Annotated in this window: 21 protein-coding genes and 1 riboswitch; of the genes, 18 read left to right on the top strand and 3 right to left on the bottom strand. The window is 51.9% G+C overall.

The genetic code is table 11. The features are described 5' to 3' along the window. Positions 1–41 precede the first annotated feature (41 nt). The gene (locus AN963_RS29245; RefSeq protein WP_055748078.1) at positions 42–1,082 is read left to right on the top strand and encodes an NAD/NADP-dependent octopine/nopaline dehydrogenase family protein; all 1,041 of its coding nucleotides are present in this window, start codon (positions 42–44) and stop codon (positions 1,080–1,082) included. A 31-nt stretch (positions 1,083–1,113) separates the two neighbouring features. Beyond that, positions 1,114–2,313 (top strand): trans-sulfuration enzyme family protein, encoded by a 1,200-nt coding sequence (locus AN963_RS29240; protein WP_055748193.1) that lies wholly within the window; start codon positions 1,114–1,116, stop codon positions 2,311–2,313. 96 nt (positions 2,314–2,409) lie between these two features. On the opposite strand, the gene AN963_RS29235 is transcribed toward AN963_RS29240, so the two are convergent. Beyond that, entirely contained in the window at positions 2,410–2,778 is a 369-nt protein-coding gene (locus AN963_RS29235; RefSeq protein WP_055748077.1) for a DUF2294 domain-containing protein, read from the bottom strand. Positions 2,779–3,040: 262 nt separating this feature from the next. Continuing rightward, a riboswitch (cyclic di-AMP (ydaO/yuaA leader) is annotated at positions 3,041–3,186 on the top strand. A gap of 14 nt (positions 3,187–3,200) precedes the next feature. On the opposite strand from AN963_RS29235, the gene AN963_RS29230 reads away from it, so the two are divergent. The 13 genes from AN963_RS29230 to AN963_RS29170 all read left to right on the top strand — a co-directional run bounded on the left by AN963_RS29230 (position 3,201) and on the right by AN963_RS29170 (position 19,419). Continuing rightward, complete coding sequence (locus AN963_RS29230) at positions 3,201–3,461, top strand: hypothetical protein (RefSeq protein ID WP_055748076.1); 261 nt, start codon at positions 3,201–3,203, stop codon at positions 3,459–3,461. A gap of 471 nt (positions 3,462–3,932) precedes the next feature. After that, entirely contained in the window at positions 3,933–4,010 is a 78-nt protein-coding gene (gene kdpF, locus AN963_RS32625; RefSeq protein WP_152985753.1) for a K(+)-transporting ATPase subunit F, read from the top strand. Positions 4,011–4,053: 43 nt separating this feature from the next. Further along, complete coding sequence (gene kdpA / locus AN963_RS29225) at positions 4,054–5,727, top strand: potassium-transporting ATPase subunit KdpA (RefSeq protein ID WP_055748075.1); 1,674 nt, start codon at positions 4,054–4,056, stop codon at positions 5,725–5,727. Between the two features lie 42 nt (positions 5,728–5,769). Next, complete coding sequence (gene kdpB / locus AN963_RS29220; protein ID WP_055748074.1) at positions 5,770–7,809, top strand: potassium-transporting ATPase subunit KdpB; 2,040 nt, start codon at positions 5,770–5,772, stop codon at positions 7,807–7,809. Between the two features lie 36 nt (positions 7,810–7,845). After that, positions 7,846–8,406, top strand: a complete 561-nt coding sequence (gene kdpC, locus AN963_RS29215) for a potassium-transporting ATPase subunit KdpC (RefSeq protein WP_055748073.1) — start codon at positions 7,846–7,848, stop codon at positions 8,404–8,406. A gap of 21 nt (positions 8,407–8,427) precedes the next feature. Then, positions 8,428–10,755 (top strand): universal stress protein, encoded by a 2,328-nt coding sequence (locus tag AN963_RS29210; RefSeq protein WP_055748072.1) that lies wholly within the window; start codon positions 8,428–8,430, stop codon positions 10,753–10,755. Positions 10,756–10,767: 12 nt separating this feature from the next. Continuing rightward, positions 10,768–11,523, top strand: a complete 756-nt coding sequence (locus tag AN963_RS29205) for a hypothetical protein (RefSeq protein ID WP_055748071.1) — start codon at positions 10,768–10,770, stop codon at positions 11,521–11,523. A gap of 38 nt (positions 11,524–11,561) precedes the next feature. Continuing rightward, complete coding sequence (locus AN963_RS29200; protein ID WP_236708142.1) at positions 11,562–12,452, top strand: arginase family protein; 891 nt, start codon at positions 11,562–11,564, stop codon at positions 12,450–12,452. Positions 12,453–12,485: 33 nt separating this feature from the next. Beyond that, positions 12,486–13,451, top strand: a complete 966-nt coding sequence (locus AN963_RS29195; protein ID WP_055748069.1) for a sporulation protein — start codon at positions 12,486–12,488, stop codon at positions 13,449–13,451. Between the two features lie 557 nt (positions 13,452–14,008). Further along, a complete protein-coding gene (ytaF, locus tag AN963_RS29185; protein WP_055748067.1) occupies positions 14,009–14,686 on the top strand; it encodes a sporulation membrane protein YtaF in 678 nt (225 codons plus the stop codon). 104 nt (positions 14,687–14,790) lie between these two features. After that, the gene (locus tag AN963_RS29180) at positions 14,791–17,601 is read left to right on the top strand and encodes a calcium-translocating P-type ATPase, SERCA-type (protein WP_055748066.1); all 2,811 of its coding nucleotides are present in this window, start codon (positions 14,791–14,793) and stop codon (positions 17,599–17,601) included. A 42-nt stretch (positions 17,602–17,643) separates the two neighbouring features. Next, entirely contained in the window at positions 17,644–18,348 is a 705-nt protein-coding gene (yunB, locus tag AN963_RS29175; protein ID WP_055748065.1) for a sporulation protein YunB, read from the top strand. An 87-nt stretch (positions 18,349–18,435) separates the two neighbouring features. Next, positions 18,436–19,419, top strand: coding sequence for a copper amine oxidase N-terminal domain-containing protein (locus AN963_RS29170; protein ID WP_055748064.1), 984 nt, complete (start codon positions 18,436–18,438; stop codon positions 19,417–19,419). Positions 19,420–19,423: 4 nt separating this feature from the next. Here AN963_RS29170 and AN963_RS29165 read toward each other — a convergent pair whose 3' ends face one another. Beyond that, on the bottom strand, positions 19,424–20,602 hold the full coding sequence (locus AN963_RS29165) for an MFS transporter (protein ID WP_055748063.1): 1,179 nt from the start codon (positions 20,600–20,602) through the stop codon (positions 19,424–19,426). Between the two features lie 79 nt (positions 20,603–20,681). Continuing rightward, complete coding sequence (locus AN963_RS29160) at positions 20,682–21,203, bottom strand: GNAT family N-acetyltransferase (protein ID WP_055748062.1); 522 nt, start codon at positions 21,201–21,203, stop codon at positions 20,682–20,684. 183 nt (positions 21,204–21,386) lie between these two features. Here AN963_RS29160 and AN963_RS29155 point away from each other — a divergent pair, with 183 nt between their 5' ends. From AN963_RS29155 to AN963_RS29145, 3 genes are all read left to right on the top strand, one after another. After that, entirely contained in the window at positions 21,387–22,478 is a 1,092-nt protein-coding gene (locus AN963_RS29155; protein WP_055748061.1) for a sensor histidine kinase, read from the top strand. Further along, the gene (locus tag AN963_RS29150) at positions 22,453–23,109 is read left to right on the top strand and encodes a response regulator (protein ID WP_055748060.1); all 657 of its coding nucleotides are present in this window, start codon (positions 22,453–22,455) and stop codon (positions 23,107–23,109) included. Before AN963_RS29155 ends, AN963_RS29150 begins: the two co-directional genes overlap by 26 nt. A gap of 132 nt (positions 23,110–23,241) precedes the next feature. Next, positions 23,242–23,877, top strand: a complete 636-nt coding sequence (locus AN963_RS29145) for a hypothetical protein (RefSeq protein ID WP_055748059.1) — start codon at positions 23,242–23,244, stop codon at positions 23,875–23,877. The last annotated feature ends 9 nt before the right edge of the window (positions 23,878–23,886 follow it).

The raw sequence follows: 23,886 nt of genomic DNA, 5'->3' as shown, positions 1-23,886 counted from the left end.
TACAATTATAACTGTATTTGTTCTGTGGAGGTTGATTTTTTATGAAGTTTGCTGTCATCGGCGGTGGGAATACGGGGCAGACGTTTGCCGCGTTTCTCACTTTGCAGGGACAAGAGGTCACGTTGTTTGACCGTAACGAATTAAAGGTAAAAAATCTTGAGGCAAGTGGAATTCGTCTGCAAAACAGGCTAGTGGGGCATGTACATGTGCCGGTGACCACAAGCATCGAGGAGGCCATCCGTGGTGCGTCTGTCATTCTTGTGACTACCACAGCTGGTGGACATAAAGAGGTATGTCAAAGAATGAAGTGTCATTTACAGGATGGCCAAACGATTATTATTATGCCGGGATATTGGGGTGCTCTTGAATTTTCCTCTATTCTCGGAGATGTATGGACGCAGAAACGAATTGTTCTTGCGGAGACCGACACAATGATGCTGGTTTGTCGCTCCCTTGAGTCAGGCGTTATTGACGTGAAGGCGATCAAAAGCAAGATCACAGTAGGGGCGATTCCGGCTGATCAGGCTACCGGTGTTGTACAGCAGTTGAAACACTTGTTTCCGCAATGGGAAGCGGTCTCTTCGGTATTGGAAACATCGCTCAACAATACAAATGTGACGGTTCATCCACCCGTTATGCTATTTAACGCGGGTCGGGTCGATGCCGTGGAGCCCTTCAAGTTTTATTATCAGGGTGCTACAAAGCGGACAACCGATTATATTGAGCAGATCGATCAGGAGAGATTGCGAATAGCGGTGAAACTGGGTGTGGGAGCGGTTAGTCTATTAACGCTGTTAAATACCTTCTATCAAAGAGATTTTGATGATTTATACGATGCGTTACGTACGATTTTCTCTACCTCCATAGCGCCACTTACCTTTTCTCATCGGTATATAACCGAGGATATCCCCTATGGCTTGGTGCCCATTTCAGAGTTAGGCCGAAAGTTAGGCGTAAAAACACCCTACACAGATAGATTGATTGAGATTGCTTCGTTGTATTTAAGCAAGGACTTTCGAGCGGAGGGCGTGCGACTTGACCTGGATTTATTAGAGAGGAACCAACAAAGTGGGGCTCAATAAACAATCCAAAAAGGAAGGGAGTAAAAGAAATATGAGTAACCCAGCATGGGGCATGAACACACGAATGATTCATTCAGCCTTGAATCTTGATTCTCAATCGGGGGCAATTTCGCAATCCGTCATTCCGGCAGTAGCTTATGCTTTCCCGGATGTGGAAACAGCGGCTGCGGTGGTTTCCGGTGAAAAGCCTGGCATTTATTACGGACGATACGGAAATCCGACAGTACGCATACTGGAACAAAAAATCGCAGAAATGGAGGGAGGAGAAGATAGTGTGGGGCTAAGCAGCGGTATGGCGGCGATCTCCTCTGCTCTGCTGGCTGTCCTGCAGCAAGGGGACCATGTTGTGGTGACGAAGGACGTTTATGGTGGAACCTACAGCTTTTTAACCTCGCTCGCGCCTCGTTTCGGGATCTCGTTTGATTTCGTGGATTGCACCAATCTTCATGCAATCAAAGCAGCGATCCAACCAAACACGAAAGCGATTTATATCGAGACTCCGTCTAATCCGCGTCTGACCGTACTGGACATCCAAGCGATCTCGAAGATTTCGCAGGCGTATTCCATTCCGCTGATCGTGGATAACACGTTTATGTCACCGTGTCTCCAAAATCCGTTGCTGCTTGGCGCCGATCTGGTAGTCCACAGTGCAACCAAGTACCTGAACGGCCATGGCGATGTGTTGGCTGGGTTTGTTGTAGGCAACAAAACGTATACTCAGTTTATCCGCAAGAAAATCGCAGGCGATCTGGGGCAGAATCTGAATGCTTGGGAAGCCTACCTGATCCTGCGCGGCTTGAAGACGATGGGTTTGCGCGTTCAGCAGCATTGCAACAGTGCACAACTTGTGGCTGAATATCTGGAAAGCCATCCAGCAATTGAAAACGTGTTTTACCCTGGACTTCAATCACATCCACAGCATCTGCTTGCAAAGGAACAGATGAGAGGCATGGGAGGAATTGTATCCTTTGAAGTAGCTGGTGGAATCGAGGAGGGCAAGCGATTTATTAATAAGTTGAAACTGGCTATGATTTCATTTAGCCTAGGAGATCCAGAAACACTGGTCCAGCACCCTGCTACCATGACGCACGCAGCCATTCTACCGGAGGAGCGATTAAAATTCGGCATCACGGACGGATTGATCCGCCTTTCCGTCGGTTTGGAGGACCCGCAAGATATTATCGCAGATCTTAAGCAAGCATTGCTTGTGGAAGCACGTATTCATGTTTGATTAAGAAAGCAGAGCACTTACCAGCAGAATAGCTACAATTAGTAGCTCTGCTGGTTTTGTTAGTTGGCAAGAGTTTTTATGGAATGTTCTTATCTCTTAGGACATCATTTTTTCGAGGTCCTTGTCCAATACGTACACCTCGATACGTTCGCCCATCTTGGTACTAATATCACTGTGGCTGGAAAGTACCTTGCAACCGGTATGCTTCTCCACGATCGCTTCCGATTCCTCACTGTACATCTCACGCAAGACCTCGCGCATTTCCTTTACGATGCGGCGTCCCTTGTCATGACTGGACAAATGTCGTTCCTCTACAGTCAGTACACCCTTGAAGCGGCAGATCACCATGTCTCCTACGATGTACGTCTTTGCCTCCTGAGGACCTCGTCCGATCAAGTCGCGCTGGAATTTTATAAAAGCTTCGCTGATCTCGGCTTCCAGCTTTTTTTTGTTCGAGATGGCCAAACGCCATACCTCCCATAATTTATCATTGTGCCTTATATTACTCAGGGGTCCGAGGGCTGTCAACCTGAACCTCTGACCAAGGGTAGAGCACTGCAAATTGGATGAAAACGCAAGAGAAACCATGAAATATCATGATCGGATGAGATCGGAAGGGATTAATCCGTTTACATCGATAAAGAATCCACAAATCGTGCAAAACAGCCAGAAACAGGACATTAACAACCGGTTATGCCGGACGTATAATGAGACTCGTAACCAACAATTGCAAATCTGGCCAAATCCCGAGGCACTCGGGAACGGAGGACCCAATCAGTAGGGGTTAATCCCACGAATTGTCGTGGGAGGGATGAGAAACTCTTTCGCCATCCTACCCGTCAGCTAACTTCGTCGGCTAAAGCGAGGGAGGTCTAAGGACCGCCTATGTGAACGTGCCAGAAAGGATAAGCGTGATGCTTATGAATTCTGGAGCGCCAGAAAAACTTCCGCCTAAAGAAGTTTTTCTCAGGAGGCCTTTTTTGTTGCCCGTCATTTGGCAAGAAAAGGTCACGTTCAAAACATTCTGCAGGTCTTTTTGTTTTGCTCTTAGAAAACTTGGCTTTGCCAAGACTTTCAGCGAAGCCTTAGTTGCACTTTATACTATCAACCTTAGAGTTTTTATTGTCTCAGATAGTGCAAAAAAATAAGCTGTTTTCGGAAGAAGGAAACGGGAGACAAGACGCAAAGATGGCAAACCACTGTCAGCTGGGCGTTCGGTAGACCAATGAGTACTTTTTCTCCGATGAAAAATCGTTATGGCTAAGGGTTGCAGACGACTGCGTTCGTTTGTTCAGCTTGCCCATTCTATGGCGATCTACGGGGAAATGGTGAGCATTGGTCTATTTTTTATCCCATGGGCAGGCTTTTTCCCGAGAGAGGGCCTGTACAGGATAAGCGAAAGAGGCGACCTGGTCTGACTGTTTCATAAGAAAGTGCACGGTGGTGCGGAGGTGGACAAAAGAAGGACGTAGCGCGTAGGGATCGGGAGAAAAGACAGGAGAAGGAGGGAAAGACATGGACGCAGTTTCCATACTGCTCTTGGCGCTTTCATTTGGTGCATTTTTCGCTTTTATCAAATTTTGTGACGCCGTGGTGAGAGAACAGGGAGGGAAAGAAAAATGATCTTGTTACTGATCATCATGGCAGCACTCGCACTGTATTTGTGTCATGCCTTGATCTATCCGGAAAAATATTGAGTTCGACCGTTTGATTTCATACAGGGAGTTAGGAGGAACTGTCGTGGACTTTCTACAAATATCGTTGGTCTTGGTCGTACTGCTCGTGCTGGCCATACCGATGGGACGATATCTGGCTAGCGCATTTTCGCTCGAGAAAACCGGATTGGATCGCTTTTTTGGCGGGTTTGAACAACTGATTTACAAGGTGTCTGGCATTCGCGTAGCTGACATGAGCTGGAAGCAGTACGCAGTAGCTGTCTTGGTGAGCAACATCGTGATGGTAGCGATCTCGTATTTGTTGCTTCGCCTGCAAGGGGTACTGCCTGCAAATCCAAGTGGGATCGCAGCGATGGACCCACTGCTGTCGTTCAACACAGCTGTCAGTTTTTTGACCAATACCAACCTGCAGCACTACAGCGGTGAGAGTGGATTGTCTTATCTCTCGCAAATGATGGTCATTATCTTTCTGATGTTTACTACACCGGCGACAGGCATCGCCGTCGTCATGGCATTCATGCGCGGGCTAACAGGAAAGCGCAGTATCGGGAACTACTACGTGGACTTGATTCGTGCCCACACCCGGGTATTGATTCCCCTGGCGATCGTAGTCACGCTGCTGCTCGTAGCCCAAGGGGTTCCACAAACAATGGAACCGACTGTGACAGCAACAACCATTACTGGGGCGGAGCAGAAAATCGCACGGGGGCCCGTAGCTTCACTCGTTTCGATCAAGCATTTGGGTACGAACGGTGGGGGATTCTTCGGGGTCAACTCTTCGCATCCTTTTGAAAACCCGACGCCTTTCTCCAACGTATTGGAAATTATTTCGATGTTTCTGATTCCGGCTTCGCTACCGATTACCTTTGGATTCATGGCGAAAAGCCGCAAGCAAGGCTGGATTATTTTCGGAGCGATGGGCGTCATGTTTCTGTGCTTCCTGCTCCTCGCCTATTTCAATGAAGGGAACGGCAACCCGGCATTGGAGCGTGCGGGATTGGCCCAGACCATGGGTAGCATGGAAGGGAAAGAGGTACGCTTCGGGATCGCGCAGAGCGCCTTGTTTACGGCGGTTACGACAGCAGCGACGACAGGTACGGTTAACAACATGCACGATACATTGACACCTCTCGGAGGACTCGTGCCACTGGGTGAAATGATGCTCAATTGCGTTTTTGGCGGAGACGGTGTAGGTACGGTCAACATTTTGATGTACGCGATTTTGGCCGTGTTTATCGCGGGACTGATGGTAGGGCGTACACCGGAGTTTTTAGGCCGCAAGATTGAGGGCAAAGAAATGAAGCTGATCGCGATTGCGATTCTCGTGCACCCGTTGATCATTTTGGCGCCTACAGCTATCGCATTGGCGACGGATATGGGTACAGCCGGGATCTCAAACCCAGGCTTCCATGGAATTTCGCAAGTCTTGTATGAATTTACTTCATCGGCAGCCAACAACGGCTCTGGATTTGAAGGACTCGGAGACAACACGCCGTTCTGGAACATTTCAACCGGTCTGGTCATGCTGTTTGGCCGTTACGTGTCTATCATTGCCATGCTAGCAGTTGCCGGTTCGCTGATCGTCAAAACACCGGTACCTGAGACCATGGGTACATTGCGCACCGATAACAAGGTATTTCTGGTGATTTTGCTGGCAACTGTGATTATCGTGGGTGCGCTGACTTTCTTGCCCGTGCTAGTTCTGGGGCCGATTGCCGAGTGGCTGACCCTGCGATAGACAGACGGATCGAAAATAATAGAGGCAAAGGAGATTTTTACGATGAGCAGAACGCGCACGGTTGCGCTTCCCAAAGACTTGTACCGGAGGGCGTTTGTCGAGTCTTTCAAAAAACTGGACCCGCGCGTCATGATGAAAAATCCGGTGATGTTCGTAGTGGAGGTAGGCTTTGTCATCACCTTGCTCCTCACATTCATCCCCAATTTGTTTGGGGGAGCATCAGAACCGGCCTATAACGCTGTAGTCAGCATCATCCTCTTCGTGACGATTCTGTTTGCCAACTTCGCTGAGGCGTTGGCAGAAGGTCGCGGGAAAGCTCAGGCGGAGAGCTTGAAAAAAACCAAGCAGGATACCAAAGCGCGACGACTCGCCAAAGACGGCTCTACACAAATCGTCAGTTCCACCGAGCTGAGAAAAGGCGATGTCGTCATCGTAGAAACCGGTGAGCTGATCCCGAGCGATGGTGAGATCATTGAAGGGGTAGCATCTGTAGATGAATCAGCGATTACGGGTGAATCGGCTCCTGTTATCAAAGAGGCTGGCGGTGATTTCAGCTCCGTTACGGGAGGCACTCGGGTCGTCAGTGACCAGATTCGGGTACGAGTCACGACTGATCCAGGTGAATCCTTCCTCGATCGCATGATATCGCTGGTAGAAGGGGCGAAACGTCAAAAGACTCCGAATGAGATTGCGCTCAACACCTTGTTGGTCAGTTTGACCTTGATATTCCTGATCGTCTGCACGACGCTGTTGCCGATTGCCGGCTATGTGAACGCAGCGATCCCGGTTGCGACGCTGATTGCCTTGCTCGTCTGCCTGATTCCGACCACGATTGGCGGGTTATTATCTGCTATCGGGATCGCTGGGATGGACCGGGTCACGCAATTCAACGTGATCGCCATGTCGGGGAAAGCGGTAGAAGCATCCGGTGACATCAACACGATCATTTTGGATAAGACGGGAACGATCACGCACGGAAACCGGATGGCATCGGAGTTTGTGACAGTAGGGAGGGCCAAACCGGACGTACTGAATAAAGTAGCAGCACAAAGCTCCATTTTTGATGAGACGCCTGAAGGGCGGTCTGTAATTGAGCTGGCGAAAAAACAGGGGCTGGCTGGCACGGAGCTCGAGCTCCCCGGCTCGGAAGGCATCGAGTTCCGCGCTGAGACTCGCATGAGCGGTACGAATTTGGCGGAGGGTACTCTCATACGCAAAGGGGCAGTGGATGCGATCAAAAAATACATCAGCGAGCAGGGCGGCAGCATTCCCGCTGATTTGGATACAAAAGCGAACGCCATCGCGATAGCAGGAGGAACGCCACTGGCAGTAGCGGAAGGCAAGACCATCCTGGGATTGATTTATTTGAAAGATACGGTGAAATCGGGGATGCGCGAACGTTTTGAAGAATTGCGCCGCATGGGGATTCGCACGGTGATGTGTACAGGCGATAACCCGTTGACGGCAGCGACGATTGCAAAAGAAGCCGGCGTAGACGACTTCGTGGCAGAAGCAAAGCCCGAAGACAAAATCGCGTTGATCCGTAAAGAACAAGCAGCAGGCAAGCTGGTCGCGATGACCGGTGACGGGACGAACGACGCACCTGCGCTCGCTCAGGCAGATGTAGGCTTGGCGATGAACACAGGGACAGTAGCGGCGAAAGAAGCTGCGAACATGGTCGATCTGGACTCCGACCCGACCAAAATTATCGAGGTAGTGGCGATCGGCAAGCAGCTACTCATGACGCGTGGTGCGCTGACGACCTTTAGTATCGCAAACGACGTGGCGAAATACTTCGCGATCATCCCGGCGATGTTCATGCTGGCGATCCCGCAAATGAGCGCACTGAACATCATGAATCTGGCGACACCGCAAAGTGCAATTTTGTCCGCGTTGATCTTTAATGCGATCATTATCCCGATCCTGATTCCGCTGGCGATGAAAGGTGTCAAATACACACCCATGAGTGCAACCAAACTGCTGAGCCGCAATCTCGTTATCTACGGACTGGGTGGTATTCTCGTACCGTTTGTCGGTATCAAGCTGATTGACTTGATTCTGGTCACACTCGGCTTGGTGTAACCATCATTTACGCAAAGAAAGCAAAGGTGAATTTATATGTGGCTTACCAATCTGCGTCTCAGTTTCGTTCTGTTGTTGATTTGCGGTCTGGCTTACCCGTTGGCGATGACGGGAATCGCGCAAGTCGTCATGCCTGCCCAGGCGAGCGGCAGTCTGATCGTCGATGAATCGGGCAAGGTCATCGGCTCTGAACTGATTGGCCAAAATTTCACGGAGCCGAAGTACTTTTCCGGTCGTGTTTCTTCTATAGAAAATAACGCAGCTGGTTCGGGTTCCAACAACTATGCACCGTCCAATCCTGCGCTCATCGAACGCACGCAAAAGGATTTGGCCGCCTTTTTGGAAGCGAACCCGGGTGTCAAACAGAAGGATATTCCAGCCGATCTGTTGACCAACTCCGGTTCGGGTCTCGACCCTCACATTTCCCCACAGGCAGCGAATGTACAGGTAGAGCGAATTGCCAAGGCTCGTAATCTGGATCCCGCCAAGCTGCGGGTCCTGATCGAGGAACAAACGGAAGGCAGAAGCCTCGGTGTATTCGGAGAACCACGGGTAAATGTATTGAAGCTGAATCTGGCACTGGATCACCTGAAATAGAGGGAAAAGGAGAGCGGGAGCATGGGAGAGCAGTTTCGGAGAAAGTCCCCTGAAGAAATCTTGCAGTCCATTTCCAAAATGCATCGAGGGCGGTTAAAAATCATCCTCGGGGCAGTGAGCGGTTCGGGAAAAACCTATCATTTGCTGATGGAAGGACAGAGCTTGAAGAAAAAGGGGATCGATGTGGTGGTCGGCATCCTCGGGGTCGCCACTCGTCCGAAGCTGGCCGAGCAGCTCGAGGGTCTGGAGAAAATTCCGGCGATTTGCTGGAACGCGCAGGGAGAAGAGAGATATGACCTGAACGTAGCAGCCATCGTAGATCGCGATCCGGAGGTCGTACTCGTCGATGGGCTGGCTCATCGGAATCGCACGGAGGCTCCTCGGCTTACTCGCTTGGATGACGTGCTTTACCTTCTGGGTCACAATATTAGCGTCATTGCCACCGTCAATATATACGAGCTGGCTGGAATGAAGGAGCTCGCGGAGCGATTGACCAAGGCAGAAGTCCGGATTGAACAGTGTGTGCCAGAAGATACGCTCGCCTTGGCGGACGAGGTGAAGCTCTTGGACGTGACTCCCGAATCCATGCTAAAGCGGCTTGCGGAAGGCAACATCGAGGTGTCTCAAACACCAAACCCTTTGTTCCGACGTGACAATCTGCAGGTACTGCGAGAGCTGACCCTGCGTTTTGTCGCCAATGGTGTCAACGAGGATCTGGAGGACTACCGGGAAAAACACGGCATGGTCGGAGCGTCGGGCGCGACGGAACGTGTGCTGGTGTCCGCGCAGTATCACTGGAACGGGTCGATTCTGGTCAGGAGAGGCCAGCAGGTAGCCAAGCGGCTCGGCGGAGAGCTCTTGGTCGTCTGTTTCCGGTCCCCGGTGAAAAAGCTGACAAAGGAAGAAGCGACCTTTCGACGATCGATCGGCAAGCTGGTCGACAAGGTAGGAGGAGTTTTTGAAGAACGTCCGTTGCATCGGGATACGGACGTGGCAAACGAGCTGGTCGTTTATGCCATGGACAACAACGTGACTCGGATCGTCATGGGGCAGTCCAAGCGAACGCGCTGGGAAGAAATTTGGTATGGCTCAGTCGTCCACAAGATCCTGCGAAAGACGAGGAACATAGATATTTTGATCGTGGCGGACCGATCCGAGCGGGATGGTGAGCGAGTGTTGCCGACGAAAAGAAGCGCCCCGCAGACAAATCCGTATCGCCGCTTGTCCGAGGAAGAGGTACAGCAGGAGATCGGGAAAATACGGCGCGGCACGCTCAAGGTATACGTGGGAGCGGCTCCTGGCGTCGGCAAGACCTACACGATGCTCCGCGAAGGAAACGAGCTGGCGAAAAAGGGGATTGACGTTGTCGTAGGTCTGCTGGAGACGCATGGCCGCAAAGAAACGATCGAACAGGTAGGCCATCTCCCGGTTATCCCAAGAAAACGCATTCCGTACAAAAACGTGATCCTCGAGGAGATGGATACGGACGAAATCATTCGCCGTAATCCAGAAGTGGTTCTGGTCGATGAGCTGGCTCATACCAATGTGCCAGGTAGTGTATACGAAAAGCGCTATCTGGATGTGGAAAAAATTTTAGCGGCGGGAATTTCCGTGATTTCCACGATGAATATTCAACACTTGGAGAGCCTCAACGACAGCGTCGAACAGATCACAGGCATTCGCGTGCGGGAAACGGTCCCAGATCATATCCTCCATCAGGCGGACGAGGTCGAGCTGATCGATATTTCCCCAAAAGCACTTCGGCAGCGGATGCGTGAGGGAAACATTTACGCCATGGAAAAGGTGGAGCAATCGCTGAACCACTTTTTTAAAACCGGGAATCTGATCGCCCTGCGTGAGCTTGCTTTGCGGGAAGTGGCGGACGACGTAGATGAACGCCTGGAGGCTTGGGAGCGACGGACGCTGCGGGGGCCGTGGCGGCAGCAGGAAGTGATCTTTGTCTGTGTCAATTTGCGTGCAGATAGTGAAAGACTGATACGCCGTGGCTTTCGCATCGCCTACCGGCTAAAGGCACGCTGGCATGTCGCTTACGTGCAAGACCACCTGCCTTTGACTGCCGAGGAACAGCAACAGCTGGAAAAGCTGAAAAAGCTGACGGAACGGCTCGGAGGCGTCTTTGAACAAGGGAAGGCAGCGAGCGGGCGCAGGGTATTTACCGAACTGGTTCATCTGATGAACGAGAGACAAACAACCCAAGCCGTGATTGGGCAATCGGCGAGAACGAGATGGAAGGAAATTCGGGAAGGATCCGTGATATTACGGCTGCTGCGGGAAGTTCGACACATGGATGTGCTGGTCGTGGCTGATCATACACCCGACACAATATAAGGGAGGATAACGATGGGTGGAGTGAAGGAAGAGCGATGGGAGCAAAGCATGGCGGACGCCTATAGACAGCTGGAGTCTCTTGTAGCCAAACGTGAGAGTCAGGGAGAAGAACAAGGTGAGCCATGTACGGAAAAGCAGTTGTTTGCCTTGTTGACGCAAGTCTATTTGAATGAGGAAGAAGTGCGTGTGAGGCAAAAGCTGAAACGAAAATCCTCGCAGCGCATCTCTCGTGTCATGCATGAAAAAGTGGGGAATTTCCTCGCGCAGAGGCTGACAGACTATGAGTTTTTGGCCATGGAAGGGTTACTTTTTGCCAAAAAGGATGGGAAAGTCGTAGCGGTGCTCAAATGCATTCCCGATCTGGGTAGCTACGATACTCACTCCTGGAATGCGACGATTGCTCGCTTTGCCAAGCAGTATCAAAAGCGGTATCAATTGGCGACAGAGCAGCTGCTGTTTGTCATCTGCTCGCTCTCCAAGAGTCTCGATGCCGCCCATGCCAAGGCACTGACAGGGATTGAGGTGTGGAGCGGTACGGCGTTAACTGCCCCAGCTTATCGGGAAGCGCTGCAGGCATATGTATGCAAATGTGTGGAGACGATGGAGGCCCTCCCGGCACCTGCTCAGCAAATCTATTTTTTGAGTGCGGATATCCACCCGAATGCATTAGCTTGCCAACTGATTCAAGGGGAAGCGACATCTTTGCCCGATCGCTGGTTGCGTCCATCTGTGAGTGAGTTGATCCAATATCTGGATTCTAGGCTGTGATATACTGAGGACAGATTTACAGGTGGATTCAGGAGGGATTGGCGATAAAAGTTAATGTGGTTGGCATACCTCATTTTGCAGGGGCGTACGTCTCTGGGACGGAGCTCGCTCCCGATGCTTTACGAAAGGCTGGCTTGATCGGATATTTGCAACAGATGGGGTTGGATGTGCGCGACGTAGGAAATCTGACGCTTCCGGATGAGATGCCAAGGCACAATGTTCCGCCAGTTCGCAATTGGCCCGCGCCTCGGATGCTGTGGGACTTGCTGCGGGAAGAAGCGCGCAACTGGCTGGGCGGCGAACATTTCTCGCTTATGCTCGGGGGAGATTGCAGCCTGATCGTAGGGACTGCGGCAGCACATCAGGCGTTGTACGGAGAACAGGCGTATTTGTTGGTGATAGATGGTCACTTTGATGCCATGCAGCCAATCGCGACTCGCTGCGTAGGGGCAGCGGGAATGGGACTCTGGTTTTTGCTACAGGACAATGGAATGTGGGCAGAAGATACAGGGTGGACAGCCGAGCGGATCAACGTACTGGGGTGTCAGCAGCAACCGGGTGAGAATTATGGAGTAGACGTGATTACGCTGGCTCAGCTACAGACAGGTGAGCTGGAGCAATGGGTCCAGTCAGTTTTGGAGAAAATTCCGGCAGATGCGAAACTGCTCATCCATTTTGACGTAGATGTTATGGATGAAGAAGCGATGGCTGCCGCGTACTCCCCAAGCAAAACGGGCTTGTCTCTGACAGAGGCTGAGCGTTTACTAGCTGCAGTCCTGCGAGATCACCGGGTCATGGGCATGGAAGTGACGGAGTTTTCCGCTTTGCGAGATACAACGGGAGAATGTGCCGGACGTTTGGTTCGATTGCTCGGAAATGCATTGGCTACTCGCGCAACGGATGCTTCTTCTGATACACTAGCCATATAAGTAATCACTTATGAGTGGAGGAGGAGAGGCTTTATGCTAAAAAAGCTGATGGCCAAATTAGGTGTGGGCGCAGCCAAGGTTGACCTGCAATTGGATCGTTCCGGGTACCGCCTCGGCGAAACGATGACAGGTGTCGTCCGTATCGAGGGCGGCAATGTCGAACAACGGATTTCCGATTTGAGTGCTATTTTCATGATGAAGGCGTACGTGAAGGGACAAGAAGTCACGAAGCCGGTGCAGCTGTTCCCGGTAAGAAGCAACTTCACGGTGCAGCCAAAGCCATCTGTGTTGGAAATTCCTTTTGCTTTTGAATTGCCAGAAGGTTTGGCCATGTCCACACCGTCTATTCAATATTACCTGCATACCAAGCTAGATGTAGAGATGGCTCTGGACCCGACGGATATGGACTATATTCAGGTGCTTCCACCTGTAGCGGTAGAACGTGTCATACATGCCTTGGATCGTCTAGATCTGAGACAAAAATCGGATTCCGGCAAACTGACGCCGTACGGTCAGGAGTTTTCCTTTTTCCCAGCTACGAATCTGGGGATTCCGCTGAAGGAGCTAGAGGTCATCTTCTTCGCAGCGCCAGGCGAGCTCAAGCTGCTGGTTGAGCTGGATCTGGCTACGGGTTTCCTGAGACGCGAGGTGGAGTATAAAGCAGAGATCGTGATTCCACAGGAACTGCTGGAAGCAGGGCAGGAGGAAGAGCTCTCTCGCTTTCTGTTGGAGACGATCCGCGAATACGCAAACAACCCGAGCTCTATCCCGTACGTATCGATGGCCGCATATCGTCAAGGACAGTACGGTACTCATTCGCACCGCGGGGGCGGAATGGGCGGCATGATTGGCGGTATGGCAGCAGGATTCCTAGGCGGAATGCTGCTGAACGAAATAATGTTCGGCGATGAGGAAGTCGCTTCGGACGAAATGGGCGGAGACGAAGGCGAAGACGGCGGTATGGACTTTGACTTCGGTGGATTTGACGAAGAGCTGTAAGCAATGAGCGAAAAGGATGCCATCGCTTGCCGGAAACGGCGGGAGGTGGCTTTTTTGTGTTTTGTTAGGTCTATTTCCACAAAGGAAATCATTAGGTTCTATCAGTCATTATATTTTGTTTAGGTGGCCCCCAGAAATTCCTTTCAAAAAACGCCGCCAAGGAAAACGGAGAAAAAAGCGAAGGTCTTTGGGACACAGCCGAGGCGCAATGGAAAAAACGGGACACGCATTTAGCGTCCAACTTGAGAAACCTCCCCCGACACGGCTCCTTTTGGACGCGGTTCCGTTTTTGGAAAGGAGCTGTGCAGGAATGACCTCTGCGCAAGTGGCCCTATGAACCTGTAGCCTTTTTTCTCTGTTTTCCGCTCCTTTTGGACGCGGTTCCGTTTTTGGAAAGGAGCCGTGCAGGAATGATCTCTGCGCTAGTGGCCCTATGAACCTGTAGCCTTTTTTCTCCGTTTTCTGCTCTCCGTTTTCCGCCTGCCACATTTCTGACATGCACATGGGAAGAGCTCCGCGCGTATACCTAGTAGGCAACGAGAAAGAGGTGACCACATATGAGCGGATGGCTCTCGCTCCTGCTCGTTTCCCTGGCCATCAGTATGGACAGTGTCAGCGTAGGATTGACGTATGGGCTGCGTAACATGAGAATGCCATTCTTGTCGCTTGTCGTCGTGTCTGGATGTTCGTTTGTCGTCGTATATGGTGTCATGATGATTGGTTCGTCTCTGACCTATTGGCTAACGCCGGAAATCGGGAAGCAGATCGGGGCAGCAGTCCTAATCCTGATGGGACTATTCACGCTGTGGCGGCTCGTTTCGCCGCGCGCAGCCGCCGAAGAAGAGCAGAGCCCCCGAGAAATCGTGCTGGTTGAGAAGCAGGGAGAGCCAGAGTTGACTGTGCTCTCGCAATTTCGCATGTTTGGATTGATGATTCAGATTCTTCGCGATCCCGCTCGGGCAGATACGGACCGTTCGGGGCATATCATGGGCTGGGAAGCCGTTATGCTCGGATTGGCCCTGTCACTCGATGCGTTTGGTGCTGGGATCAGTCTTACATTTCTCGGCTATTCACCACTGGTAGTCGCTCTCTGCATCGCCGTAATGAGCGCTTTGCTGTTGGCGATCGGGCTGTCACTGGGGCGACGTGCAGGTCAGAGTAAGTGGATTGCCAAGCTGACCTGGCTGCCGCCTATCTTGTTGATTTGCATCGGAGTCGCGAAAAGCTTTAAATAACCGAAATCCATCCGCCCGTCCGAGGTAAAGGGACGGGTTGTTTTATTTTGTGGCTCGTCTGCATACATATCAGAATGAGTGAGAAGTGGATGGAGGAGATGTAGGTGGATACACAGCCAATTCGAAAATGGTACACGCTGGCAGCGACCGACGTGACCGAAGCCCTTCATAGCGATGCGGCGCAGGGATTGACTCAGCAGGAGGCGGAGCGGCGACTGGCAAAACAAGGTGCCAACCAGTTGGCTGAAAACAAACGGAAGCCTCTCTTTACGGTCTTTCTCGATCAATTCAAGGATTTTATGGTACTCATCCTGTTCATTGCTACCTTGATTTCCTACTTCCTCGGAGAGTACCTGGATGCCATCACGATTATCGCGATCATCATCATTAACGGGATTCTCGGGTTCATTCAGGAGGCCAAGGCAGAGCGATCCTTGCAAGCACTAAAGGAGCTGGCATCCCCGATGGCGCGGGTCATGAGGGATGGGAAACTTTCGATGATGCCTGCCTCCCGATTGGTACCGGGAGATTTGGTATGGCTGGAAGCGGGAGATCGGGTCCCAGCAGATATGCGCCTGGTTTCTGCCAATCGCCTGGAAGTCGAAGAATCGGCACTGACGGGAGAATCGCTGCCCGTTAGTAAATCGATCAAAAGGCTAGAGGTAGCCTCCGTCGCACAAGTACCGCTGGGAGACCAGAAAAACCTCGCCTTTATGGGAACCATGGTCACCGGAGGAACGGGGAACGGCATCGTGGTCGCCACCGGGATGGGGACAGAGATCGGCAAGATTGCGCATCTGATGAACACCGCCGAAGAAGTCGAGACCCCTTTACAAGTGCGTCTGGAGCAGATGGGCAAAATTCTCGTTGTCGTCGCCGTTCTTCTCACCATCGTGGTGATCGCCGCAGGGGTATGGCATGGACATGAGCTGTTTACGATGTTCCTCGCAGGGGTCAGCTTGGCCGTAGCAGCGATTCCTGAAGGTTTGCCGGCAATCGTCACCGTAGCGCTTGCCCTCGGTGTACAGCGGATGATTCGGCGCAATGCGATCGTGCGCAAGCTGCCTTCAGTAGAGACGCTCGGCTGCGCCTCAGTCATTTGTTCGGACAAAACTGGGACGCTCACCCAGAACAAAATGACCGTCACGCAGGTATGGCATAGTAATACGCTCTATGATGTGAGCGGCAGCGGGTACGCACCTGAGGGGGCGTTTCTCCTCCAAGGAAAAATGGTATCTCCGGGGCGGGATGGCGCTCTCAATCAAATATTGCGTATCGCGGAGCGCTGCAATAACGCTCGCTTGACCTGCGAGGAGCAGAGCACGCGCAATCTGTTGGGGATGGGCAAAACGAGTCGCTACTGGCATGTCGTGGGAGACCCAACAGAAGGAGCGCTCAAGGTACTGGCGGCAAAAGGACAAAATGGCACTGTCGATCGGGGGAAATTGGGTCATCAGTCCGTCCGGGTCGAGGAGCTTCCGTTTGATTCCGACCGAAAAATGATGTCCGTCGTGGAAAAAGGCTCAGACGGTGTACATTCTCTCTTGACCAAAGGAGCAGTTGAAGCGGTATTGGCGCGTTCTACTCACATTCTCTGGAAAGGGGAGCTGCAGCCGCTCTCTGCTACGATTCGTCATCAGGTGCTGGAGCAAACCGAAGCCATGGCAGGCAAAGCACTGCGTGTCTTGGCCTTTGCTTACAAGACTCTGCAAGGCTATCGCCCTGGTCAACCGATCGGCTCCGTCGAAAACAATCTTGTCTTTGTCGGAGTGGCAGGCATGATCGACCCGCCTCGGGAAGAAGTGCGCCCAGCGATCAACTTGTGCCACCAGGCAGGAATCAAGACCGTCATGATTACAGGTGACCACAAGGTGACGGCCGAAGCGATTGCCCGACAAATTGGTCTGGTGCGCGGGTATGGCGAAGTATTGGAAGGGCGCGACCTGGATAACTTGTCCGATACCCAACTGGGAGAGTACGTAGAGAGGGTATCGGTCTACGCTCGTGTCTCTCCTGAACACAAGCTGCGCATTGTACGTGCCTTGCAGAGCAAAGGGCATGTCGTAGCGATGACGGGGGATGGAGTGAACGACGCTCCGGCTATCAAAACGTCGGATATCGGAATTGCCATGGGCATCACAGGTACCGACGTGACCAAGGAAGCTGCTGATCTGGTGCTTCGTGATGACAATTTCGCTACGATCGTCTCTGCCGTGGAGGAAGGGCGGAATATCTACGACAACATCCGCAAATTCATCCGCTATCTGTTGGCTTCCAACGTAGGGGAAATTCTCGTCATGTTTTTTGCGATGCTGCTTGGCTTGCCACTGCCTATGGTTCCGATCCAGATCCTGTGGGTCAACCTGGTGACAGACGGATTGCCCGCCATGGCATTAGGGGTGGATCAGGCGGAAGCGGACACGATGTATCAGCATCCTCGAAACAAGGCGGAAAATATATTCAGCAGGGGACTGGGCTGGAAAATCATCAGCCGCGGTTTTCTGATCGGGGCGATGACACTCCTCGCTTTCTGGCTGACGTTGCACGAAAATCCAAACGACCTGGTGCACGCGCAGACCGTCGCCTTCGTCACCTTGGTCATGGCACAGCTGATTCACGTCTTTGATTGCCGCAGTCAGTACAGTGTCTTTCACCGCAATGTCTTTGAAAACAAATACCTGGTCTGGGCTGTGATTTCGTCACTTGTACTCGTTCTCGGTGTCGTCTACATCGATGCCCTGCAGCCGATCTTCAAGACGACCGACCTGTCCTTCCGCGATTGGGCGTTGATTCTAGTGACTTCCGGAGTACCTACATTTGTAGCAGGAATCGGCGGGGTATTGACCAGCGGCCGTCCAAAGGCAAACAAGCAAAAGCAAAAGCGCCCGTCCATGCGTACCGTGCGTCCTGACTAACACTGCGGTGTCACGCCGCGGGGCAAGAGAGAGGGATGGATCGTGCGTCGGAGAATAGGTGGATGGCAAAGACGGGGCAGGAGAGCCTTGGCGATAACCTTGTTCATGATCATCGGGTTGTTTGCTCTGTTCCTCATCGCGGAAAAACGAATTGAACCAACGCTGATGTTGATTGCTCAGGCAAAAGTGGATCAAATAGCGAAGCTAGCCATTACGGATGCCGTCACCAAGCGTCTTAGCCAGCAGGGGGTTGATTTCAATGAAGTCGTCCTCATGGAAAAGGATCAGGAAGGCAGCATCAAGGCGGTTAACTTTAATTTTCGTGAGTACTCCCGGATCGTTGGAGAGACAACGGCGCGGATTCAAAATCGCCTGAAGGAATTTGAGCAAGAAAACGTCAAAACGACTGTTCCGCTCGGGCTGGCAACGAAAAACGTCTTTTTGGAGCACTTGGGGCCTGACATTCCGATTTCTTTTGTTCCCATCGGCGCCGTCAAAACGAGGCTAGAAACAGGGCTGAAGCAAGCGGGAATCAACATGGTGCTGGTCACCGTCTACATTTACGTCGAAGTAGACTTACGGGTGATTATCCCGTTTGCCACCCAACAGCAGACGGTCACGACACAGATTCCGATCACGGAAGCCCTAATTGTCGGCAAGGTTCCGACCTATCTTTACAACAACCCGTCAGGCAAGCCGGACGTACCGATGCCACGCAGCGGTCAGATCATCAATCAGCAGCCCTGAAAAATTTATTTGAAACGTTTGTTGAATGCTGTCGTCCAAGTTATAGAGACACTACACAATAGAAATAACATTGGAGGCTGAAACAGCATGAAAACAATACGTACAGGCATGATGACTTTGGCGGCACTGGCCGTTTTGGGAACAAACGTGGTATCGGCGACCTCCGAACCAGTAAAAGAACTTTCCGTAAACGTAAACGGACAGCATATCGAGCAACAGGCGATTTTCGATAAAGGTCAACAAACCGTTTTGGTTCCACTCCGTGACGTTGCTGAATCCCTCGGTTTCCAAGTGAAGTGGAACGCTGAGCTGAAAGCAGCAGAAGTAAACAAAGGAGCTATCTTCAGCTACGCGAAAGTCGGAGAAGATCGCTACCCATTTGCGAAAATGTACAAAACCTTGGGCGCAGAACCAAGACTGCTGAATGGTAACACCTACGTGCCAGTGGCATTCGTAGACGAAATCCTGCAAGCAGAAGTAAACGTCACAGACGATGCCGTAACAGTCGTAGACGAAGAGTCTGATGCAGCTCCTGTACGTACCGGCACCATCACCACCATCCATAAAAGCGAGGATGGCAAAGTATCCTTCCAGTTGAACGGGTACGAGACTGGAATCATTCTGCACGTAAATGAAGATACCAAAATCACGACAGCAGACGGAAAAGAGCTGAAGCCACAAGACCTGAAGCTGGGTATGGAAGTCGAAGCGACACACCAAAAAATGATGGCGATGAGCATGCCGCCACAATCCGGTGCGGTCAGCATCGTAGTGAAAAGCAGCCTGGAAACACCTGAGGTAGTAGGTACAGCAGGTAACGTGGTAAGCATCGAGAAAGACCAGGAAGGCACCTGCAAAATGCTGGTAGAAGGACAGGGACTGACTGAGAATGCACCTGAAAAAGTAGCGCTGATCATCAACAAAGATACCAAAATCGTGAGCGCGAAAGATAACAAAACACTTACGCCAGAGGATCTGAAAGCAGACATGAAAGTATTTGCTTACTACGGTCCAAAATTGACTCGCAGCCTGCCACCAATCGGTGTAGCTGAGAAAATCGTAGTAGAATAATGGATTAGAAGCGGAACGGCAGAGGCTGTTCCGCTTCTTTTTGTCTGGGAGCAGGGCGCAGGCTACACAGACCTGCGACGAGCGCAACGGCGGCGCACAGACAAGCGAGCACCGTAAAGCCCCAGGCCTGATACACAGGTCCGCCCACATAAGAACCGATCGTCATTCCGATGTACATGCCCGTGATGTTCCACGCCATGATTCTTCCGAGGGAATCGGGATATTCTCGTGCAAGTCGAGATTGATAAGAAGGGACAAAGGCATAGCCTACAAACGCCCATATAAACAAAACCCCAAATAGCCAGATCCCCTGCTGATAAAATAACCCTACACAACCAAGACAAGCGACCAAGGCTAGCAGACTGGTAGAAGAAATGGTTTTCGCCCCCCATTTATCTGCCAATCCTCCACCGTTCAAGCTGCCGAGCATGGCTCCGACCCCATACGCAATCAGGGAAGCTGCGACCTGAGAGGGGAGAAAGCCGATATCTTCTGCCAGAGCGGTCCCCAGATAGGTGTACACCCCGTACATGGCAGCGGCCCAATACACCGTGACGAGAACGGAGCGAAACATCAATGCGACAGACGGAGCTGGTCCATGCGTCGACGGACGTGACTGGCTTCCCTTTGGCCAAATGGCGAGGTTGATCCATGACAACAAAAAGCTGAGTGCGGCGATGAGCCAAAACGTAAAGCGCCATCCGTACTGGTCAGCGATCAAGGTGCCGAGCGGAGTGCCTGCCCACAATCCGGTCAAATTCCCCGACACGACGACGGACAACCAGGCTGCTCTGCGACGAGCGGGAGCAAGATCACTGACAAAGGCGTAAACGCATGGTGCAATGGCGGCGAGCGCAAGTCCAGCCACTGCTCGACTAGCCAGGAGTGCGCCAAAGGATGAGGAAAAGCCGGTCCACAGATTAGCGAGACAAAATAGGGTCAGACCACCCCACAAAATGAGACGGCGTCGATCTGAGAAACGGTCGAACAAAGCCCCCATCACCGGTGAACCACAAGCGTACATGATGGCCATGGCAGTCACGAGCCAACCAGCTACGGCAGGCGTCAGCGAAAACTCCGCTGCGATGGATGGCAGCAAGGGGGAGACGACAAAGACATCTGTTCCTACGATGAACAATGTAAAAGCACCTGTGATCAACCAAACGGCAGCGTTCCCCGTCACGTCGATTCCTCCAGTCTGATCCGTACAAAATAGTTGCTCCTATCAGATATATGGAGAGAACGGGAGGGGGTGCCTACACCTACGGGCGGGGATGAATCGGATAAGCCATGCAAATAACGCGCCCCAGCGTCTCAGTGACACGTTCTTCATAGGTGGCAAAACCATAGGCCTCGTAAAAAGGCACGACAGCCTGATTCTTCTCCAACACGGCGAGATGAAGAGAGTTGTAGCCGTTTTCCCGATACCAATCGATCAGACCATCAAGAAATTCCTTGGCATAACCATTTCCCTGTGCCCGACTGTCGATCATAATCAGACCGAGCCATGGGTGTCCGTCACGCGGGTTGTTCAAAATAAACTGGGCGATGCCAATTAGGGAATGACTGGATGACTCGCGCAAGCAATAGCTGTACGAGTCGGCAAATGCCATGTTATCCGCATGGTCTTGCTCGACAATTTCTACGGTGACAAAGCGTTGTCCGTACGAGTATTCCATGAAATCAGGGTTGGAGTTGTACACGTGGAGAAGCTCGGCAAAATCAGACTCGAGAACAGGTGAGTAGACGAGACGACTGCTTGAGGCAGGAAACGGTGTTGGCATAAATAGGACTCCTTTCGAACAGAGAATAATATTAGCCATTCATCTAATTAGATAATATACGAATTAGAAAACGTGTCAATAGTCTCCCTCATCACTACCGAGGTTCAGGGAATTCCCCGATACACTTTCTTGCCCGCAAACTCTACAATAGCGATAAGAAGATTGTCTTACGAGGAGGAGCGCATGAGTACGTGGAGAGAAGAGCTGGCGACGTCCAGTGAAATGATTTCGCTGATGCAGTCGATCTTTGCCAACGTCAGTGATGCCATCCTGGTGGTAGACCGCGACGGGTTGATCGTAAAGGTCAATGCCGCACTGGAGCAAATGACGGGCTGGACCGAGAAAGAAATGGTCGGGATCAAACATATTTGTGAGCTATGTCTGGGGATGGCGACTTGTATGGAGGAGACGACCTGTGCTGATTGCTTTTTCAAGCAGGTGCAGATGCCGTCCTTCGAGATGCGTCTTAGAACCAAGGACGGTAGGGAACATCCAGTAGCAGCGAGTTCAACGAGACTACCGGATGATTCCAGCGGAGAGCTGGTGATGGTCATCCGTGACATGTCTGCCCAGCAGCGGGCTGAAAAGGAGCGCTACCAGCACAAGCTGACCAACTACGTGATTCAAGCGCAGGAAGAAGAGCGCAAGCGGATTGCACGTGAGCTGCATGATGGAGTCGGTCAGGCACTGTACAGCATTCTAGTCGGGCTCAATGTGGTGGGGCAGAGTCAATTAAGCGACCCGATCCGCCAGCATGTAACCGATCTGTTGCAGATGACGGCAAAGGCCATGGAAGAGGTAAAGCGCATGGCTCTGGAGCTGCGGCCATCGGCATTGGATGATCTGGGGCTCTTGCCTGCTCTGCGTTCTTTGATGAAGCGGGTGGAAAAAAGCTTTGATATTCAAGTCGAGCTGCACGTGCAGGGAGAGCGGCGTCGGTATTCAGCAGCGATGGAGACGGCTCTCTACCGCATCGTTCAGGAGGCGATGACCAATACGGCCAAGTACGCTCAGGCCAGTCAGTTGGGTATCGTGTTCGAAGCCAGGGAAAAAGAAGTGGTGGTGACGATCGTGGATGACGGCGTCGGCTTTGATGTAGAAAAGACCTTGCATAAGGGCAAGGGTCTGGGTGTGTTTGGAATGAAGGAACGGGCGCAGCTCTTGGGAGGTACGGTAGACATCCGCTCCGCTCCTGACGAAGGTACGACCGTCATCGTCCGCATCCCGGTTCCAAAGGAGGAGACAGAGAATGGCCATTCGCGTGCTGATCGCTGACGACCACGCCATTGTACGCTCAGGGCTGGGAATGCTGATCAATGCCCAGGAGGATATGGAAGTCGTCGGATATGCTGCTGACGGAAAAGAAGCGTGTGAAAAAGCATGGGACATCCATCCTGATGTCGTTCTGATGGATTTGAGCATGCCTCCGGGTGAAAATGGTTTGACGGCTACAGCCAGGCTCAAGGAAACGGCTCCAGATATTCAGGTGCTCGTTTTGACCATGCACGATGACGAGGAGTATTTGTTTCGCGTATTACAGGCTGGTGCGGCGGGGTATATCCTCAAAAGTGCCCCAGATCTGGACCTCATCGCAGCGATCCGCTCCGTGCACAAAGGAATGGCGTACCTGTATCCGTCCGCGACCAAATCGTTGATCGAGGAATTTCTGCAGATGGTAAAGAACGGCGAAGAGCAAGCGAAATACGAGATTCTCACCGAGCGGGAAAAGGAAGTGCTCGTACTGATCGCCAAAGGCTTTAGCAACAAGGAAATCGCGGAACAACTGACCGTCTCCGTCAAAACGGTAGAATCGCACAAGGCGCACATCATGGAAAAGCTACACCTGCGTACGCGACCCGATCTGGTGCGGTATGCGATTAAAAAGGGTTGGCTGGATTTTGAATAGGAAGTGAGCAGATGAAGGACAAGGCCCAGGAAAATCTTCCTGGGCTTTTTCGTGTGCGAATTTCAGGATTTTTTCAGGATACGGTCGTTATGATGAGGGGGAAGAAGCGGAGGGAAGGACGGTAGCAAGAACATGGCGAAGCAGTCGAAATGGCTCAAATGGAAAATAGGAGGCGGCCTGATCGTCTCGTTGGCAGTCGTATTTCAAGTGGCAAAAGCAGACCCAGCGTTCGGAAAAGCAGTTCAAGCCGCCCAGGATAACGATGATTCATTTGATCCCGAGGAGGATGCGCTAGCAGATCAGGATCAGTCACAAGCAGAGGAAAAGCCTGCGGAAGAATGGGAACACAAAGTGTCGCAAGCCTCAGTCGAAACGGTACTTTCGCCAGCCGCAACTACACCGGTAAAAAATGCGGTCACCCCAAAAAAACAGCCCGTCAAGCATTCCGTACCGAAAGCTGTGGCGAGTTCCAAACCATCGAAAAGTGAGGGGAAGCAAGTCGTCTCTCCGAAAGCAGAGACTGCCCCAGCTCCGGTACAAAAACAGCCGGCATCCGTAAAATCACCAGCCGTAGAGCAGCCAACGGAGGTGCCACCAGCGGCACCACCAGCTGATATTCCGGTCGCGCCTCCAGCTGAAAGCACTACCGTGGCACCTGCTGACAGCAACAGTGGAGCAGCGGTGCAAGCAGAAGACAGTACTGCCACGCAAGCGGAAACAAAACCGAGCAAAAAGAAAAAATCTCATTCCAAGAGCCATCACTCGTAGCCGTTAATC

Origin of the sequence: Brevibacillus choshinensis, assembly GCF_001420695.1 — a bacterium.
GTDB classification, from domain to species: Bacteria; Bacillota; Bacilli; order Brevibacillales; family Brevibacillaceae; genus Brevibacillus; species Brevibacillus choshinensis.
Note: the sequence above shows the minus strand (reverse complement) of the source record. Positions and strands in the feature narration are given on the sequence as shown.

Bases quoted from the DNA above. Each gene is read 5' to 3' on its own strand.
- AN963_RS29155 (WP_055748061.1), top strand. From the start codon at position 21,387: ATGAGTACGTGGAGAGAAGAGCTGGCGACGTCCAGTGAAATGATTTCG.
- AN963_RS29210 (WP_055748072.1), top strand. From the start codon at position 8,428: ATGGGAGAGCAGTTTCGGAGAAAGTCCCCTGAAGAAATCTTGCAGTCC.
- AN963_RS29205 (WP_055748071.1), top strand. From the start codon at position 10,768: ATGGGTGGAGTGAAGGAAGAGCGATGGGAGCAAAGCATGGCGGACGCC.
- AN963_RS29195 (WP_055748069.1), top strand. From the start codon at position 12,486: ATGCTAAAAAAGCTGATGGCCAAATTAGGTGTGGGCGCAGCCAAGGTT.
- AN963_RS29145 (WP_055748059.1), top strand. From the start codon at position 23,242: ATGGCGAAGCAGTCGAAATGGCTCAAATGGAAAATAGGAGGCGGCCTG.
- ytaF (WP_055748067.1), top strand. From the start codon at position 14,009: ATGAGCGGATGGCTCTCGCTCCTGCTCGTTTCCCTGGCCATCAGTATG.
- AN963_RS29150 (WP_055748060.1), top strand. From the start codon at position 22,453: ATGGCCATTCGCGTGCTGATCGCTGACGACCACGCCATTGTACGCTCA.
- kdpF (WP_152985753.1), top strand. From the start codon at position 3,933: ATGATCTTGTTACTGATCATCATGGCAGCACTCGCACTGTATTTGTGT.
- AN963_RS29245 (WP_055748078.1), top strand. From the start codon at position 42: ATGAAGTTTGCTGTCATCGGCGGTGGGAATACGGGGCAGACGTTTGCC.
- AN963_RS29170 (WP_055748064.1), top strand. From the start codon at position 18,436: ATGAAAACAATACGTACAGGCATGATGACTTTGGCGGCACTGGCCGTT.
- kdpB (WP_055748074.1), top strand. From the start codon at position 5,770: ATGAGCAGAACGCGCACGGTTGCGCTTCCCAAAGACTTGTACCGGAGG.
- AN963_RS29160 (WP_055748062.1), bottom strand. From the start codon at position 21,203: ATGCCAACACCGTTTCCTGCCTCAAGCAGTCGTCTCGTCTACTCACCT.
- kdpC (WP_055748073.1), top strand. From the start codon at position 7,846: ATGTGGCTTACCAATCTGCGTCTCAGTTTCGTTCTGTTGTTGATTTGC.
- AN963_RS29240 (WP_055748193.1), top strand. From the start codon at position 1,114: ATGAGTAACCCAGCATGGGGCATGAACACACGAATGATTCATTCAGCC.